17 protein-coding genes and 1 pseudogene are annotated in these 17,226 nt (G+C 69.3%); 10 read left to right on the forward strand and 8 right to left on the reverse strand.

The features are described from left to right. The first annotated feature begins 50 nt into the window (after positions 1-50). From ACF088_RS32560 to ACF088_RS32585, 6 genes are all read left to right on the forward strand, one after another. Positions 51-1,337, forward strand: a complete 1,287-nt coding sequence (locus ACF088_RS32560) for an extracellular solute-binding protein (protein WP_392379477.1) — start codon at positions 51-53, stop codon at positions 1,335-1,337. Positions 1,338-1,390: 53 nt separating this feature from the next. Beyond that, complete coding sequence (locus ACF088_RS32565) at positions 1,391-2,269, forward strand: carbohydrate ABC transporter permease (RefSeq protein ID WP_392379589.1); 879 nt, start codon at positions 1,391-1,393, stop codon at positions 2,267-2,269. Positions 2,270-2,271: 2 nt separating this feature from the next. Next, complete coding sequence (locus tag ACF088_RS32570) at positions 2,272-3,174, forward strand: sugar ABC transporter permease (protein ID WP_392379478.1); 903 nt, start codon at positions 2,272-2,274, stop codon at positions 3,172-3,174. A 1-nt stretch (position 3,175) separates the two neighbouring features. Next, positions 3,176-4,816: a glycoside hydrolase family 13 protein gene (locus tag ACF088_RS32575; RefSeq protein WP_392379479.1), complete on the forward strand. Its 1,641-nt coding sequence runs from the start codon at positions 3,176-3,178 to the stop codon at positions 4,814-4,816. Continuing rightward, a complete protein-coding gene (locus tag ACF088_RS32580) occupies positions 4,813-5,880 on the forward strand; it encodes a LacI family DNA-binding transcriptional regulator (RefSeq protein ID WP_392379480.1) in 1,068 nt (355 codons plus the stop codon). Before ACF088_RS32575 ends, ACF088_RS32580 begins: the two co-directional genes overlap by 4 nt. Positions 5,881-5,950: 70 nt before the next feature. Continuing rightward, positions 5,951-6,163 carry a DUF4287 domain-containing protein gene (locus ACF088_RS32585; protein WP_392379481.1) on the forward strand — a complete coding sequence of 71 codons (213 nt, stop codon included), beginning with the start codon at positions 5,951-5,953 and terminating at the stop codon, positions 6,161-6,163. Between the two features lie 161 nt (positions 6,164-6,324). Here the strand turns inward: ACF088_RS32585 and ACF088_RS32590 are convergent, their stop codons facing one another. From ACF088_RS32590 to ACF088_RS32600, 3 genes are all read right to left on the reverse strand, one after another. Beyond that, the gene (locus ACF088_RS32590; RefSeq protein ID WP_392379482.1) at positions 6,325-6,963 is read right to left on the reverse strand and encodes a DUF1266 domain-containing protein; all 639 of its coding nucleotides are present in this window, start codon (positions 6,961-6,963) and stop codon (positions 6,325-6,327) included. A gap of 75 nt (positions 6,964-7,038) precedes the next feature. Then, positions 7,039-7,287 (reverse strand): DUF397 domain-containing protein, encoded by a 249-nt coding sequence (locus ACF088_RS32595; RefSeq protein ID WP_392379483.1) that lies wholly within the window; start codon positions 7,285-7,287, stop codon positions 7,039-7,041. Further along, a complete protein-coding gene (locus ACF088_RS32600; RefSeq protein ID WP_392379484.1) occupies positions 7,284-8,117 on the reverse strand; it encodes a Scr1 family TA system antitoxin-like transcriptional regulator in 834 nt (277 codons plus the stop codon). The genes ACF088_RS32595 and ACF088_RS32600 overlap by 4 nt, the downstream gene beginning before the upstream one ends. A 168-nt stretch (positions 8,118-8,285) precedes the next feature. Between ACF088_RS32600 and ACF088_RS32605 the strand changes: the two genes are divergently transcribed. Next, positions 8,286-8,780, forward strand: a complete 495-nt coding sequence (locus ACF088_RS32605) for an ATP-binding protein (protein WP_392379485.1) — start codon at positions 8,286-8,288, stop codon at positions 8,778-8,780. A gap of 175 nt (positions 8,781-8,955) precedes the next feature. Beyond that, positions 8,956-11,613, forward strand: a complete 2,658-nt coding sequence (gene pulA / locus ACF088_RS32610) for a pullulanase-type alpha-1,6-glucosidase (RefSeq protein WP_392379486.1) — start codon at positions 8,956-8,958, stop codon at positions 11,611-11,613. 8 nt (positions 11,614-11,621) lie between these two features. Here the strand turns inward: pulA and ACF088_RS32615 are convergent, their stop codons facing one another. Further along, positions 11,622-12,137 (reverse strand): GNAT family N-acetyltransferase, encoded by a 516-nt coding sequence (locus tag ACF088_RS32615; protein WP_392379487.1) that lies wholly within the window; start codon positions 12,135-12,137, stop codon positions 11,622-11,624. Between the two features lie 63 nt (positions 12,138-12,200). Further along, positions 12,201-12,848, reverse strand: coding sequence for a TetR/AcrR family transcriptional regulator (locus ACF088_RS32620; protein WP_392379488.1), 648 nt, complete (start codon positions 12,846-12,848; stop codon positions 12,201-12,203). Between the two features lie 89 nt (positions 12,849-12,937). Between ACF088_RS32620 and ACF088_RS32625 the strand changes: the two genes are divergently transcribed. Both ACF088_RS32625 and ACF088_RS32630 read left to right on the forward strand, forming a co-directional pair. Continuing rightward, a complete protein-coding gene (locus ACF088_RS32625; RefSeq protein ID WP_392379489.1) occupies positions 12,938-13,360 on the forward strand; it encodes a DUF4345 domain-containing protein in 423 nt (140 codons plus the stop codon). Positions 13,361-13,456: 96 nt separating this feature from the next. Continuing rightward, positions 13,457-14,097 (forward strand): annotated as a pseudogene (locus tag ACF088_RS32630) (methyltransferase domain-containing protein). Positions 14,098-14,127: 30 nt separating this feature from the next. Here the strand turns inward: ACF088_RS32630 and ACF088_RS32635 are convergent. The 3 genes from ACF088_RS32635 to ACF088_RS32645 form a co-directional block, all read right to left on the reverse strand. Then, positions 14,128-15,327: a hypothetical protein gene (locus ACF088_RS32635; RefSeq protein ID WP_392379490.1), complete on the reverse strand. Its 1,200-nt coding sequence runs from the start codon at positions 15,325-15,327 to the stop codon at positions 14,128-14,130. 44 nt (positions 15,328-15,371) lie between these two features. Next, positions 15,372-16,502, reverse strand: a complete 1,131-nt coding sequence (locus ACF088_RS32640) for a HesA/MoeB/ThiF family protein (protein WP_392379491.1) — start codon at positions 16,500-16,502, stop codon at positions 15,372-15,374. A gap of 349 nt (positions 16,503-16,851) precedes the next feature. Continuing rightward, a complete protein-coding gene (locus ACF088_RS32645; protein ID WP_392379492.1) occupies positions 16,852-17,124 on the reverse strand; it encodes a DUF6225 family protein in 273 nt (90 codons plus the stop codon). Positions 17,125-17,226 lie beyond the last annotated feature (102 nt).

Raw genomic sequence — 17,226 nt, forward strand, 5'->3', positions numbered from 1 at the left:
CGCTGTTACGTTCCTGACCGCCATCTGAGGCATTTCCCTAAGGAGTTCACATGCGGCGTGGCATACGGGGTGCAGCGGCCACCGCGCTGGTAGCGGGCCTGGCGCTGGCGGCGACGGCGTGCGGCGGAGGTGACGGCGGCAGCGGCGGCAACAGCGGGGGCGAACTGTCCGGAACCGTTACCTTCTGGGACACCTCCAACGACGCCGAGAAGGCGACGTACCGCAAGCTTGCCGAAGGTTTCCAGAAGGAGCACCCGAAGGTCCACGTCAAGTATGTGAACGTGCCGTTCGGTGACGCCAACGCCAAGTTCAAGAACGCCGCCGGCGGCAACTCCGGCGCCCCCGACGTGATGCGCACCGAGGTCGCCTGGGTCGCCGACTTCGCCAACCTCGGCTACCTCGCGCCCCTCGACGGCACCCCCGCCCTCGACAAGACCGACGACTACCTCCCGCAGGCCGTCGGCTCGACCAAGTTCAAGGGCAAGACCTACGCCGCACCCCAGGTCATCGACACCCTGGGCCTCTTCTACAACAAGAAGCTCCTCAAGGACGCCGGCGTCGAGGTGCCCAAGTCCTTCGCCGAACTGGCCACCGCCGCCAAGAAGATCAAGGCGAAGACCGGCGCCACCGCCCTCTACCTGCGCGGCGACGACCCCTACTGGTTCCTGCCCTACCTCTACGGCGAGGGCGGCGACCTGGTCAACGCCCGCGACAAGGTCGTGGAGATCGACGACGGCGCCGGCGTCAAGGCCTTCCGGACCCTCAAGAGCCTGGTCGACTCCAAGGCCGCCGTCACCGATGCCACCGACGGCCAGGAGAACCAGCTCAAGGCCCTCAAGGACGGCACCGTCGCGATGGCCGTCGACGGCCCCTGGGACATCGAGGGCGCCCGCGCCGGCAAGGCCTTCAAGTCCCCCGCCGACAAGGAGAACCTCGGCGTCGCCCCCGTGCCTGCCGGCAGCACCGCCCAGGGCTCCCCGCAGGGCGGCTGGAACCTCTCCGTTTATGCGGGCAGCAAGAACCTCCAGGCCTCCTACGCCTTCGTCACGTACATGAGCTCGGCCAAGGTCCAGCAGCAGACCAACGAGAAGCTCAGCCTGCTGCCCACCCGCAAGTCCGTGTACGAGGTGCCGGCCGTCAAGAACAACGAGATGGTCAAGTTCTTCAAGCCCGCCGTCGACGGTGCCGTCCAGCGCCCCTGGATCGCCGAGGGCAACTCCCTCTTCGAGCCGATCAAGGTCCAGATGAACAAGGTGCTCACCGGCGCCTCCACGCCCGAGCAGGCCGCCAAGGCGACCGGCGACGCCTACCGGAAGCTGCTCAAGGACTACAAGTGACCTTTGCTGTTCGGGTGCGCCGGGCGCTGGGCACCCACTGGTACGCATGGACGATGGTCGCCCCGGTGGTACTCGTCATCGGGGTGATCATCGGCTATCCGCTGGTGCGCGGCGTCTTCCTCTCGCTCACCGACGCCAACGAGGCCAACGTCGAGCGGAACATCGGCGTCAACCACCTCCCCGCCACCTACAAGTTCACCGGCCTGGACAACTACCAGGCCGTACTGGCCGACGGCGTCTTCTGGGACCGCCTGGGCTGGACCGTCCTGTGGACCGTCGGCTGTGTCTCGCTGACCTTCCTGATCGGCCTCGCCCTGGCCAACATGCTCAACCGCACGCTGCGCGGCCGCACCTTCTACCGCCTGGCACTGATCCTGCCCTGGGCCATCCCCGCCTTCATCTCGGTCTTCACCTGGCGGATGCTCTACAACGAGAAGAACGGCATCCTCAACAAGCTGCTGGCCGGCGGCGGTATCGACGCGGTCCCGTGGCTCAACGACCCGACCTGGGCCAAGCTCTCGGTCATCGCCGTCAACGTCTGGCTGGGCGTGCCCTTCATGCTCGTCGCGCTGCTCGGCGGACTGCAGTCCATACCCGGCGAGCTGTACGAGGCCGCCGAGATGGACGGCGCAGGGCCTTGGCAGCGGTTCCGCAACATCACCGTCCCCGGACTGCGCGCCGTCAGCAGCACGGTGATCCTGCTCTCCACCATCTGGACCTTCAACATGTTCCCGGTGATCTTCCTGCTGACCCGGGGCGGCCCCGGCGACGCCACCGAGATCCTGGTGACCTACGCCTACCGGCTCTCCTTCCTCGACAGCCCCCGCAACTTCTCCGAGTCCGCGGCCTGGGGCGTCCTGATCCTGGTCCTGCTCTCGGTCGTCGCGGTGGTCTACCGCCGGGCGCTGCGCAAGCAGGGAGAGGTGTGGTGACCATGACCATGACCCGCACACGAAGCAACCGGACGTCCGCGCCCCGGACGCCCGCCTCGCACCGGCCCGCGCCCCGTAAGCGCCACCAACGCTCCCGCCCGGCGTCCCTGGGGCTGCACGCGGCGCTGATCATCGCCGCGTTCGTCGCCGTCTTCCCGCCGCTCTGGCTGCTGGTGACGTCCTTCAAACCCACCAACGACGCCTTCTCCACCAGCCTCGTCACCCACTTCACCGCCGCCAACTACACCCACGTACTGGCCGACACCGAGTTCCTGACCTGGTTCAAGAACTCCGTGATCATCGTCGGGCTGACCACCGTCCTCGGTGTCTTCCTCGCCGCCACCACCGGCTACGCCGTCAGCCGCTTCCGCTTCCCCGGGATGCGCCCGCTGATGTGGCTGCTGCTGATCACCCAGATGTTCCCGGTCGCGGTGCTGATCGTGCCGCTGTACAACCTGCTGGCGAGCCTGGGCCTGCTCAACCAGCCGGCCGGCCTGGTCATCACCTACCTGACCATCGCCGTCCCCTTCTGCGCCTGGATGATGAAGGGCTACTTCGACACCATCCCGGTGGAGATCGACGAGTCCGGACGGGTCGACGGCCTCAACCCCTTCGGCACCTTCTGGCGCCTGGTCCTCCCGCTCGCCCGACCGGGCCTGGCCGTGACCGGCTTCTACACCTTCGTCACCGCCTGGGCGGAGGTCGCCTACGCCTCCGCCTTCATGACCGGCGAGGAGAACCTGACGCTCGCCGGCGGCCTGCAGACCTTCGTCAACCAGTACACCAACGACTGGGGTTCGATGACCGCCGCCGCCGTGATCATCGCCGTGCCGGCCGCCCTCGTCTTCGCCTTCGCCCAGCGCCACCTCGTCGCCGGACTGACCGCCGGCACCACCAAGGGTTGACATGACTTCACAGCACACCACCACTCCGGCCACCGACTGGTGGCGCCACGCGGTGATCTACCAGGTCTATCCGCGCAGCTTCGCCGACGGCAACGGCGACGGCATGGGGGACCTGCCGGGCATCCGCAGCAGACTGCCGTACCTGCGCGACCTGGGCGTGGACGCCGTCTGGCTCAGCCCCTTCTACGCCTCCCCGCAGGCCGACGCCGGCTACGACGTCGCCGACTACCGCACCATCGACCCGATGTTCGGCACCCTGGCCGACGCCGAGGCCGTCATCGCCGAGGCCCACCGACTCGGCCTGCGCATCATCGTCGACCTCGTCCCCAATCACTGCTCCGACCAGCACGAATGGTTCCGCCGCGGACTGGCCGAGGGCCCGGGTTCGGTACTGCGCGAGCGCTTCCACTTCCGCAAGGGACGCGGTGAGAACGGCGAGGAGCCGCCCAACGACTGGGAGTCCCTGTTCGGCGGCCCGGCCTGGACCCGGGTGCCCGACGGCGAGTGGTACCTCCACCTCTTCGCCCCCGAACAGCCCGACTTCAACTGGGACCACCCCGCCGTCCAGGACGAGTTCCGCTCCATCCTCCGCTTCTGGCTGGACCTGGGCGTGGACGGCTTCCGGGTCGACGTGGCCCACGGCCTGGTCAAGGCCCCCGGCCTGCCCGACATGGGCCACGGCGAACAACTGAAGCTGCTGGGCAACCAGGTCCTGCCGTTCTTCGACCAGGACGGCGTCCACGACATCTACCGCTCCTGGCGCACCGTCCTCGACGAGTACTCCGGCGAACGGATCGCGGTCGCCGAGGCCTGGACCCCCACCGCCGACCGCACCGCCCGCTACCTCCGCCCCGACGAACTCCACCAGGCCTTCAACTTCCATTACTTGAACGCGGAATGGGACGCGGCCGCCCTCCGCGAGGCGATCGACTCCTCCCTCGACGCCATGCGCCCGGTGGGGGCCCCCACCACCTGGGTGCTGTCCAACCACGACGTCGTACGCCACACCACCCGCCTCGGCGGCAGCCTCGCCCGCGCCCGCGCCGCCACCCTCCTGATGCTGGCACTGCCCGGCTCCGCCTACCTCTACCAAGGCGAGGAACTGGGCCTGCCCGAGGTCACCGACCTGCCCGACGAGGTCCGCCAGGACCCCTCCTTCTTCCGGGCCACCGGCCAGGACGGCCTGCGCGACGGCTGCCGGGTCCCGCTCCCGTGGAGCGGCGACGCGGCCCCGTACGGCTTCGGCGACGGTGACAGCTGGCTGCCCCAGCCCGCCGACTGGGCGCCGCTCACCGTCGCGGCCCAGACCGGCGACCCCGCCTCCACCCTGGAGCTCTACCGCACCGCCCTGACCCTGCGCCGCGCCCACCCCGGCCTCGGCGCGGGCGACGCGGTCGAGTGGCTGGACGCCCCCGACGGCGTCCTGGCCTTCCGCCGCCCCGGCGGCCTGGTCTGCACGGTCAACACGACCGGGACCCCGGCCCGCCTGCCCGCCCACGGCCGGCTGCTGCTCTCCTCCCGCCCACTGGACACGTCCGAGGGGGACGTCGAACTGCACACGTCCGAGGGGGGCGTCGAACCGCACACCTCCGAGAGGGCCTTTGAACTGCCCGCCGACACCACCGTCTGGTGGGAGGAATGACCCTGCCCGATCCCGCCGACGCCACGGCCGTCCCCCGGCTGTCCGACATCGCCGCCCAGGCGCAGGTCAGCGAGGCGACCGTCAGCCGGGTCCTGAACGGCAAGGCGGGCGTCGCGGCGGGCACCCGGCGGCGGGTGCTCGCCGCGCTCGACGTGCTCGGCTACGAGCGCCCGGTCCGGCTGCGGCGGCGCAGCGCCGGGCTGGTCGGCCTGGTCATCCCCGAACTGACCAACCCGATCTTCCCCGCCTTCGCCCAGATCATCGAGCAGTCGCTGGCCGGCCACGGCTACACCCCGGTGCTGTGCACCCAGATGCCCGGCGGCGCCACCGAGGACGAACTCGTCGAGCAGTTGGAGGAGCGCGGTGTCACCGGCATCGTCTTCCTGTCCGGCCTGCACGCGGACACCGGCGCCGACCCGTCCCGCTACGCCCGCCTGGCCGCCCGCGGCGTCCCGTTCGTCCTCATCAACGGCTACAACGCACACATCGACGCGCCGTTCGTCTCACCGGACGACGGCGCGGCGGCCCGGATGGCCGTGCGCCACCTGGCCGAGCTGGGCCACGAGCGGATCGGGCTGGCCGTCGGCCCGGCCCGCTATGTGCCCTCCCGCCGCAAGGCCGAGGGCTTCGCGGCGGCACTGGGCGAGTCGTTCGGCCTGTCGAGGGGGCAGGCCGAACGACGCGTCCAGCACACCCTGTTCAGCGTGGAAGGCGGACATGCGGCCGCCGCCACACTGCTCGACGACGGCTGCACCGGCGTCGTCTGCGGCAGCGACCTGATGGCGCTCGGCGTCGTCCGCGCGGCCCGCCAGCGCGGCCTGGCCGTCCCGGCCGATATCTCGGTCGTCGGCTTCGACGACTCCCAGCTCATCGCCTTCACCGACCCGCCGCTGACCACCGTCCGCCAGCCGGTCCAGGCCATGGCGACGGCGGCGGTCGGCGCCCTGATCGAGGAGATCCACGAACGGGCGGCGGGCCGCCGGGAACCGCCCCGCCGCACCGAGTTCGTCTTCCAGCCGGAACTGGTGGTGCGGGGTTCCACGGGGGCGGCGGTGCGGCCCTGACCGCGCGCCCCGGGGGCCGGGGCGGACGCGGGCCCGCCGGATTGTCAGTGGGGGGTGTCATGCTGCGACCATGACCAACACCGTGCAGGGCCCCGCGAGTTACTTCCCGTCGATCGAGAAGAAGTACGGCCGTCCGATAGCCGAGTGGAAGAGCCTGATCACCGCCTCACCGCTGACCAAGCACATGGAGCTGGTGGCCTGGCTCAAGACCGAACACGGCCTGGGCCACGGCCACGCCAACGCTCTGGTCGCCCATACCCTCGCGGAGGCCGCGGGCCGGTAGACCGCGGGTGGGGCGGCCCTCCGCCGCCATCGGTGGCAGCAGCGGCGGACGGCCCTCCGGGCCGGACGGCGAGGAGGCGACTCCCAGCTCGTCTTCCAGCCGGAGTTGGTGGTGCCGGGGGGCTACGGGGGCGGTTGAGCAGTGAGAGCCGGGGCCCTCCGTCAGTGTCGGCCGATCTGCTGGTCGACCTGGTAGATGGTCTCCCACGGCACCTGCTGCCAGGGACTTTCACCGTTCGTGGGGTCCAGCAGGCTCCGCACCGCACTGACGGTGTCCTCCTGCGTTCCGGACCATTCGCTGCCCGCCGAGCGCATCCACAGCTCCCGTCCGGCCACGAAGTCGTCGGCGAACTGCTGCCAGGAGCGGTAGGTCTGGGCCACGGGCGCCACCACAGTGCTCAGCAACCGCCAGGCGCCCGGCTCGTCGACGTACCCGGCGGCGAACCCGGCGCGGACGACCCAGACGTAGCGGCCGAAGTCCCATGCCACCGGCGGGCGCCCGAGCACCGAGGCCAGCTGCATCCGGTGGCCCTCGGTGGCCAACCACTGCAGGGTCGAGTGGAAACTCTCGGGCGAGGTGACGCCCCAGCCGGTCTTCAGGCTCACACGGGATTGCATGGGGTTGATCCGCTTCAACGGATAGAGCGCCAGATGGCGACCGCCCCAATTGCGCTCCGTAAGGATCGCGTCCAGCGAGACGATCCACTTTTGATGGCTGGTCAAGACGGCGGGGTAGCGCTTGTGTGCCGGCCGTCCGATGGCCATCTTCACCAGCGTGACCGCAAGAATCCACAGGTTCATGATCACCCATCCTCACAGGCACCGATCCCCCGGAGCCACGAGGGGCCCGACGGACGGTGCCGTACGAGGGGGCGGTCAGGCCCCGTGAGCGGCGTACGCCACGAACTCCGCCCAGGCCGGGGCGGGCACGGCGAGCTGCGGGCCGGCCGTGTCCTTGGAGTCGCGGATGTGGACGGTGGTGGGGCAGGCGGCGATCTCGACGCAGTCGTCGCCATCGCCGCTGCTGTAGCTGGACTTGTACCAGGAGAGGGCGACCTCCACGCAGTCGTCGCCGGAGCTGCCGCTGTAGCTGCTCTTGAACCAGGCCAGTTCGGTGGTGTTCATAGCGCTCCTCGCATCTGCGTCAGCAGGCTCCGGGAGTCCTCCGGAGTGAGGGCCTGCGAACGCAGTTTCGCATAGCGCATGTGCAGTGTGCTGATGGTCTTCGCGTCAGAAATGAGGAGGCCGCTCTCCTGCCCCTCGCAGTAGCCGTACCACCGGTTGCTCGGCGTCTCCAGAAGCCGCAGCGGTCCGTCCATCCCCGCATGAACTCCCCTCGCCAGCGGCATGACTTGCAGCTCGACATTCCGGAGGCGCCGGGCGGTCTCCAGCACATGGTCAAGAAGCTCCCGGGCCACGTCAGCGCCGCCGGTCCGGCGCAGGAAGACATGCTCGTCGACGATGAAACTGAACGCCGTGTTCGGCCGGTCCCGCAGCAGTTTCTGCCGGTCCAGTCGGGCGGTCACCTTCGTCTCGGTCTCCTCGTCGGTCAGCAGCGGAATGCGGTGCTCGAACAGCTCGCGCGCGTACGCCTCGGTCTGTAACAGCCCCGGCATCAACCGGCATTCGTACGTGTACAGGCTGATCGCCTGCTCCTCCAGCCGGGCCCACTGCCGGAACCACGCGGCCAATCCCGGCTGCCGGGCCAACTGCGTCGCCATCGCCCGCAGTACCCCGAAGGCGTCCAGCACCCGCTCGGCCCGCTCGATGAACTCCGGTGGCGGGAGCCTGCGCCCCTGCTCGATCGAGGCGACGGTCCCGGCGGAGAATCCCACCCGTCGCGCCAGCCCCTCCTGCGTCAGTTTCGCTCGCTTCCGGAACGCCTTGACCACGGCCCCGAAGGCCCTGAGGCTGTCGGTGGTTTCGGGCTCGCTGTTGCCCGCTTTGCCGGCCATACCGGCCACCTCCCCTGCGTCTGTCGTGCCACGCGCACAACTCACCCATGGTTACGTTCCGTTATCGCCGATGTCCACCCTTTGCACTCGTACGCTCACCCTGCGTACGAGCTCCGTAGGGGCGGAAACCCTGGCCACGGCTGCCATGGGGGCGTCACCGTAGGGCGCATGCCAGTCCAAGCAACCTTCCGGATTACCCAAGCCCCGGTTACCGTACGTGTGTTCACCATGCGGTTCAGCGCGACCCGCCTCGGCGCCCGTCTCGCCCGCCGCCTTGCCGTGTACCGGCTCGATCAGTGGGGCTTCCCCTACGGCGGCGAGCTGTCCGATACGGCCGCCGCGGTCGTCGCCGAACTCGCCGCGAATGCCGTGACACACGGCCGGGTCCCCGGCCGGGACTTCGAGCTGCGCCTCGCGACCCTGTCCTGCGTCCACCCCGGCGCCGCCGCCGCGCGCCCCGCGACCCTCCGCATCGAGGTCGCCGACACCCGCACGGAGAAACGCCCGCCGTCCCCCGGCGCGCTTACGCTCCCGCCCCCGGACTGTGAAACGGGGCGCGGTCTCCCACTGGTGGCTGCGCTCGCCGACCGCTGGGAGGTCGTCGACCGGGCCCCGGTGGGCAAGGTGGTCCGCGCCGAACTGGACATCCCGGCGGGGCTGTAGCGGGGCCGTAGGGGAGTCGGGTGGGGGGAGTGGCACCGGTCCGACCGTCCAGGCGCGTGGACCCGCAAGGCGGGCCTCCGGTCGGCCGGACCGGCTACTGCGGGAACGTAACACCCTTGCAATGTCTTGCGTAAGGTCTTGCAGTAAGGAATCGGCGCGGATAGAACCATGACCCATGTCCTCCACCACACGCCGGTTCCCCGCTGCGCGCCGCCCCCGCTCCCGCCGGAACCTGGCCGCCGCCCTCGCCGTTGCCCTCGGCGCGGCGACCCTGGTCGTCTCGTCCCCGCCGCACCCTGCGCAGGCGGCCGGCCCGGAGCAGGCCCGGGCCCAGTGGATCGACCGCGACACCGTCGTCTGGAAGGGCGCGGAACACACCGCCTCCCAGTTGGAGTTCGGGGCGCACGGCAAGCGGATACGGCTCACGCCCGGCACCCTCGGCCCGTCCGAACGGCTCGCCTATCCGCAGCTGACGGGCTACCCGGCCTTCACCGTCGACCCCCGCGACCGGCACCTCGCCCGTACCGCCCTGCGCGGCAGACTCCGCGCCACCCAGCGCACGGCCGACGGGGGGAGTGCCACGACCGGCGTCCAGATACCCGGCGTCCTGGACGACCTCTACGGCGCCCGCGCCCGGCACGCCGCGCTCGGTCCGGTCTTCCGCCACGGCCGTCCCGCCCTCTCCGTCTGGGCGCCCACCGCCCGCACGGTCGCCCTCGAACTCGACGGCCGTACGGTCCCGATGCGACGCGATGACACCACCGGCATCTGGCGCGTCACCGGCACCCGCGACTGGGCCGGAAAACCGTACCGCTACCTCGTCACGGTCTGGGCGCCCACCGTCGGAAAGACCGTCACCAACAAGGTCACCGACCCCTACTCCACCGCACTGACCGCCGACTCGGCCCGCAGCCTGGTCACCGACCTCGACGCCCCGGAGCTCGCCCCGCCCGGCTGGTCACGGCTGACGAAACCCGCCGCGGTGCCGCTGCGCCGCGCCCGCATCCAGGAGCTGCAGATCCGCGACTTCTCCGTCGAGGACCGCACCTCCCGCCACCCGGGGCAGTACCTCGCTTTCACCGACCGCCGCTCGGACGGCATGCGGCACCTCGCCGCCCTCGCCCGCTCCGGCACGTCCTACGTCCACCTGCTGCCCGCCTTCGACTTCGCCACCACCCCCGAGCGGCGCGCCGACCAGGCCCGTCCCGGCTGCGATCCGGCCTCGTACGCCCCCGACTCCGACCGCCAGCAGGACTGCGTCGGCAAGACGGCCGGGCGCGACGCCTACAACTGGGGCTACGACCCGCTCCACTACACCGTCCCGGAAGGGTCCTACGCCTCCGACCCGGGCGGCGCGGCCCGCACGGTCGAGTTCCGCCGCATGGTGCAGGGCCTCAACGGCGCCGGACTGCGCACCGTCATGGACGTCGTCTACAACCACACCGCCGCGAGCGGCCAGGACCCGCACTCCGTACTGGACCGCATCGTCCCCGGCTACTACCAGCGGCTCATGGACGACGGCAGCGTCGCCACCTCCACCTGCTGCTCGGGCACCGCGCCCGAGCACACCATGATGGGCAAGCTCGTCGTCGACTCCCTCGTCACCTGGGCCAAGGAGTACAAGGTCGACGGCTTCCGCTTCGACCTCATGGGTCACCACCCCAAGGCCAACATCCTGGCCGTCAGGGAGGCCCTCGACGCGCTGACCCCGGAGAAGGACGGCGTCGACGGGAAGAAGATCATCCTCTATGGGGAGGGCTGGAACTTCGGGGAGGCCGCGAACGACGCCCGCTTCGTCCAGGCCACCCAGCGGAACATGGCCGGCACCGGCATCGCGACCTTCAGCGACCGGGCCCGGGACGCGGTACGCGGCGGCGGCCCGTTCGACGGCGACCCCCGCATCCAGGGCTTCGCCTCGGGCCTGTACACCGACCCCAACTCCTCGAAGGAGAACGGGAGTCCGGCCGAGCAGCGCGCACGGCTCCTCCACTACCAGGACCTCATCAAGGTCGGCCTCACCGGCAACCTCGCCGACTACACCTTCACCGACACCACCGGCCACCGCGTCAAGGGCTCGCAGGTCGACTACAACGGCGCCCCGGCCGGCTACGCCGCCGCCCCCGGTGACGCCCTCGCCTACGCCGACGCCCACGACAACGAAACGCTCTACGACGCCCTCGCCTACAAACTCCCGCAGCACACCGGCGCCGCCGACCGCTCCCGTATGCAGGTGCTCGCCCTCGCCACCGCCGCCCTCTCGCAGGGCCCGGCGCTCTCCCAGGCCGGATCCGACCTCCTGCGCTCCAAGTCCCTGGACCGCAACTCCTTCGACAGCGGCGACTGGTTCAACGCCCTGCACTGGAACTGCGCCGACGGCAACGGCTTCGGCCGCGGACTGCCCCCGGCCGCCGGCAACAAGGACAAGTGGCCCTACGCCCGGCCCCTGCTGGCCGACCCCGCGCTCCGTCCCGGCTGTGCCGCGATCCACCACGCCTCCGCCGCCTACCGCGACCTGCTGCGCATCCACGCCACGGAACCGGCCTTCGGCCTTCCGACCACCGCCCGGGTCCAGTCGGCGCTGTCCTTCCCGCTCTCCGGGAAGGACGAGACCCCCGGCGTGATCACCATGCGCCTCGGCAACCTCGTCGTCGTTCTCAACGCCACCCCGGCCCGCCAGGACCAGACCGTCCGCGCACTCGCTGGCGAGCGCTACGCCCTGCATCCCGTCCAGGCCCACGGCGCGGACCGGACCACCGCCACCGCGTCGTACGCACGGTCGTCGGGCACCTTCACCGTGCCGGGCCGCACGGTCGCGGTCTTCCGCCGCGGCTGAGGCCCGCGTCAGGCCTTCAGCCGCTTTTCGAGGAGGGTGACGGCGTACCGGTTGCCGCCGTTCCCCTCCTTGAAGGGCTGCTCGCCGACGACGGTGTAGCCGGCGCCCTCGTAGTAGGTGCGCAGCCGCGGGTTGGATGCGAGGCAGTCCAGCCTGGCCCACGCGCGGCCCGCCCCGGCTATCCGCCGCTCGGCATGCGCCAGCATCGCCCGCCCGGTTCCGGCCGGTGCCCGGTCGCGGTCCACCATCAGCCGGTGTACGTAGCCCGCCACCGGTGGCTGCGGCCCCCAGGCGGGCTCGTCGCGCCACCACAGTTCGAAAGCGCCCACCCGCCGCCCGGCGACCTCCGCAAGCCAGACCTCGCCGTCCTTCCGCCGCAGCCGGAAGTGCTCCTCGTCCTTGCTGCCGGGCTTCCACTGGTCGATGCCGGACGCCTGCATCCAGCGGGCCGCGGCGTCGTACAGCGCGACCAGGCCCGGCAGATCGTCGCCGTCGTCGGCGAGCCGGAAGGTGATCTCATCCATGGAGCGATTGTTCCGTCTCCCGCGCTGTCGGCTTACCCGCCGTGGGGCTCCCCCCCGTAGGGGTCAACGGGCCTCGGCAGGGCCGGGCCGACGGTCCGTGGGCCACTCCTCGCCGCCGGACGGCGGCCGGTCGAGGTTCATGACCGGCCGCAGCGCTCCCAGCAGGGCGCCGACGCACATGTCGTGCAGCTCGCCGCGGCTGAACGCCTGGTGCGTCAGCCAGTCCACGCACAGGGTGCGGACGAACACCATCCAGCTCATCAGTGCCGCCGACACCATGTGACGGGGGCCCTCGCCGAGCTCCGTGGAGTCGAGCAGCCGCCGTCGAAGCTCGGCCAGCTCGTCGGTGATGACGGCCTGGATCACCGGGTCGCCGGCGAGCACCCGGTTCGCCGCGAGCACGGTGTTCCGGTTCGCGACGAAGTAGTCGATGTGCGCGTCGAGTCCGGCGGACAGCTGCTCGCGCACGGGGCGGGCCGGGTCGAGTTCCGTCCGGGCCAGCAGCCGGTCGGCGGCCTGCCGGTAGACCGCGGCGAACAGATCGCGCTTGTTCGGGAAGTAGCGGTAGAGCAGGGCGCGGGAGATGCCGCCCCGTTCGGCGACCTCCTCCATGAACACCTCGTCGTACGGCTTCGCCGCGAAGAGCTGGGCGCCGACGCCGAGCAGTTGGCTCCGGCGTTCGGCGGGGTCGAGTCTGCGGCGCGCGGTCACACCCCCAGGTTACTTGACACCTGTCTACTACCAGTCGTACGTTCCCGCTGGTAGACAGGCATCCACTAGTGGGGAAAGGTGGCCGCCTGATGGCCGGACTTCTCAAGTGGCTGGTGCTGGCAATGGGGTCCGCCTGCGCGGCGATCGGCGTCTTTCATCTCGTGCTCGGCATCGACTCGGTACCGGGTGAGGGCTCGGCCGGCGCGACCGTCGACAGCCGGGAGCGGTACTACGGAGCGGTCTTCCTCGGCTACGGACTCGCCTGGATCTGGGCGGCGCGGCAGTCGCCGATCCCGTCCACGGCGGTGCGGTGGCTCGCCGGCATCTTCCTGCTCGGCGGCATCGGCCGGCTGCTGTCGATGGCGCTCCACGGGCCGCCGCAGAGCTTCCAGGTCGTCCTGACGGTCCTCGAACTCGCCCTGCCGCCGCTGTACTTCTGGCTGTCGGACGCCGACGAGCGGGCGGCGGCGTCCCGGCCCCCGGTACGGCGAGCCGACGCTGCGCGTCCGTAGCGTGCGACCGGAAATGTCACCGGGGCGGGCAGGCGGGCAGGCGGGCAGGCGATCGGCCGGTGGTCGGCGGGGCGGGCGGGGGACGATGATGTGGGGATGACCGCCGACTCCCGCGCCCATGCGTTCAACGCGGCCGCTGACCAGTACGCGGCAGGCCGGCCTTCGTATCCGCCCGCGCTCTTCGATTTCGTCGCACAGGTCATGCGCCGGCCCCTGGCGGGTGCCCGCGTCGCCGATGTCGGCGCGGGCACCGGAATCGCCCTCCCGCTCGCGGACGTCTCCCACGACCTCATCACCTCGCACAGTCCTGGCAGTGGACCGACGCCGCCCGCTCCGTCCCGGAGGCGCTGCGGGTGCTGCGTCCGGGCGGTGCACTCGCGATCTGGTGGAACACCACCGCCTTTGACGTGCCCTGGATCCGTGACCAGCACGAGCGGATCGCGCACCACTGCGGAGTGACGCCCTCTTCCCGGACGCGTCCCGACGACAGCGACGCCATCCGGCTCGCGGGCCTGTCGGGGCTCCGGGTCGCGCGCCGCCAGGTGCGGTGGAGCCGCAGGGTCCCGCTCGACACGCACCTTGCCAACATCACCAGCCGCTCGGCGTTCCTCGTCCTTGCCGAGGACGACAGGCGGGCCTTTCTCCGCGAGGAGCGCAGGCGACTGCACGGGGTGTTCCCCGACGCGGCGGTGGAAGAGGCCTATGTGGTGGACCTGTTGGTGGCCACTCGCCCGTGACCTGTCGGGTGGGGGTCCGTTACCCGGCTGTCACATACGCGCAGAGTGTGCCCTGTTCTTGTCGATCCGGGCTTTGACGGAAGTGATGAATACGAGCAACAGCGGCAAGTAGATCAGCAGCGACTCTCCGAACGTCAGCCAGAATGCCCCGCTGGTGGGATCTCCTGACAGACCCTCGGCCGTCCAATGCAAAGCACCGAGGAGAATCGGCACTTGGAACACCGCGTAGTAGGCGAGGACAAGGGGTACGCCAAGGAGGTAGAGCCACCGGAACCATCGTCCGACTGCCACATCTTGAGGGTGCGCCTGAGCAAGCTGCCTGTGCTGGTCGGGGGAAAGCCGCCCCATGGATCGCTTCAGCAGGAGACTCTTTACTTCCCAGAGGTTGTTGCATCCCGTCGCGGTGACCAGCACGGCATACAGATCGTTCCGCATGAAGATCATGCACTGCCAGGCAATGGCGCTGAACGTCACAAATGACATCGCGGATGCCAGCTCTGCCAGCGGATGCAGCAGTGGCAGGGAGGCGGTTTCACCTACGAGTTGGACGGCGAGCAGGACTGCCAGCAGAAGTGAATCAATCGCCAAACCGGCGAGCAGCGGTGCATATCGTCGGCGACGAGGAAGAGACCACAGCTGCGACAGATCGGTTTCGAAGACGAGGAAGCACAGACGCCGATCGATTCCGAAACGGGCGGAAACGCCTGCAGCCCGTGCGCCCAACCAGTGCCATGCCTCATGCAGCGCGGTTTGCAGGTAGCTGAGTGGCAGAAGGAACAGCAGGGCCAGTCCGCGATTCTCGAACACGAAGGTGTCCTGCGGTCGCGGAATCAGGTCGGGTCGAAGAATGAACAGGCCGATGCAGAACACCAGCGCTGCCCCGTATAACGTCCAGGCGGCCGGAGAGAAGAAGGGCCGGGCCCGACGTGGGTCCAGGGCACTCACCCAGCGGCGTTGCTGGATCGGCGCCGTCCGCTGCACCTCGGGGCCGGCGGACGTCTCGGCTGGTTCCCCATCTCCTTCGTCGACGAAACCGAGTTCATGAAGTGCCTCGACAAACGCCACCACGTCGACCGGCTCACCCGCACTCGCTTCCGCCTCCCGGGCTGCCTCTTCCGGGCTCGCGCCCCGCTGGAGTGCGCGGATCACCAGTGCGCCGACAGTAGGGACGGTGATGAACGTGGCAGTTTCAGGGTCTCCCACGAGTACCTGGTCCGTGGTCTCCTCCACCAGAGTCAAGGGGCGGAGCCGGACCCGCTCTGCAGAGCACGTGGTCATGCGACGGCCTCGACCGGACGTGCTGTGCGCTGCCGGGCGCGCCGGCAAAGGTGGCAGCCGGGATCTGCACGCCACGGCTCCCGGCGCTGCGCAAGGCCGTTGGCGGCGTCCCAGGTGACCCACGTGCCTGCCGCTTGAGGCTCCTCGTACCGTGTCACGTAACGCAGTAGTTCAAAGGCCACCACGGATCCCAGCAATCCCGTCACGGGACCGATCGCACGGTTCAGAAACGACAGCTGACTGCTGAGCCTGTTGACCGAAGCCTCAATCGCCGATCCGGCTGCAGCCTCCTCTTCACTCTTCCGGATGCAGGCCAGGCACGGGCTGTGCCCGGGGTCCACGGAGAAGTAGACCAGGCGGCTGCCGCTGACGCCCCCACGGACATAGGGAACACAAGCCTCCATGCATGCCTCGTTCACCCAGTCGTCCACTGCCGCGGGGCGGTCGATACCGGCGGAGACGACGTCCACCCCATCGAGCAGGGCGGCCACGTCCGACGGACCGCCAACCTTCTCTTCCACCACGTCAACCCGAATGCCGGGATCGAATGCGCGAAGCCATTCCGCGGCCCGCTGGACTTTGGGCCGGCCGATGTCGCTGTTCCTGTACAGGAACTGGCGAGAGAAGTTCCGGGGCTCGATGACATCGAAGTCCAACAGCGTGATGTGCCCTACACCCAGACCTGCCAGGTGTTGGATCACCGAGGAGCCCATGCCGCCGGTGCCCAGTTGCAGGACGTGAGCCCCCAGCAACTGCTGCTGAAGCTCGGTCCTGGAACGCTTGAGAGAAGCGAAAAGATCAAAGAATGCCAAATTGCTGTGGTATCGCTCATCTTCCCTTGGGTCGCCCAAGGACTGCCGGCTTGGGTCTTCGAGCAATCGAAGAGAGTCCAACGTCTGCACAGCAGCGAGAATGTCCGGCATCGAAATGGTGAGGCCTTGGTCCGCCAGATTCTGCTGAAGCTCTCGGCGAGTGGTGGGGCCGGCCGAAAGGACTCGTAAAAACGTCTCGGTCTGCCCCTTCGGGTCTTCAAGCTCGATCTGAACTGCCGGGTCGCAGACAACGAGCAGTGCGTCGTCGACACGCCCCCACTCGCAGGTTTTGAGTGCGATTCTCGTAGTGTCCACTCCAAGCTCTCCTGCTCTTCCGCCAAGCGGCGGGTGCCGAAGACGCAGTTTCGCGTCTTCGGCACCACCCGATACGTGCTTTCATTTTGATTGGGCCGGATGTCGGAGCTCAGCAGTTGGCGCCGTTGCCGGTTGCCTTGATGTGCTCGACCTTGCGGATCTGGATCTGCATGAAGTTCACCTCCTCTGGCTTGGGAAGGGCTGGATGTCGGAGCTCAGCAGTTGGCGCCGTTTCCGGTTGCCTTGATGTGCTCGACCTTGCGGATCTGGATCTGCATGAACTCACCTCCCAAGGAGGAAGATTCGTGAGTGGGTAAGTGGTGTTGCGGGTAAAGGGAGCTGGGTCACATCACTGCTCTGCCGTTCTCAGGTACAGCCCTGCCGGCATATCGGCGAGGACTATCGCCATGTGGTTGGAGCAGTTCAGGGATTCTGGCTTCCATAGGCCTACGACCACTTGCTCCTCCCAGGCTTCTCTGCCTGGAGTCGTGGCAACGTAGATCGCAAGGATGGCGTCTGGATGCAGACCCTCCAGGGACTGCCGAAGCTCTCCAACTGTCCACGGAGTGGGTGAATGTTGAAAAACGGCACTGCTCTGTGAGGTCATTGCGCCATTCCCCATAGTTTCACCGTTGTGAGGTGTTCACCAGCCCGTGTCGGCCGGCGCAACCCAGCCTGTGTCGGCGGGTGCAACCCAGCCCGTGTCTGTCGACGCTGCGCTCGC

The organism is Streptomyces sp. NPDC015125, from assembly GCF_043080045.1.
Classification (GTDB): Bacteria; Actinomycetota; Actinomycetes; order Streptomycetales; family Streptomycetaceae; genus Streptomyces.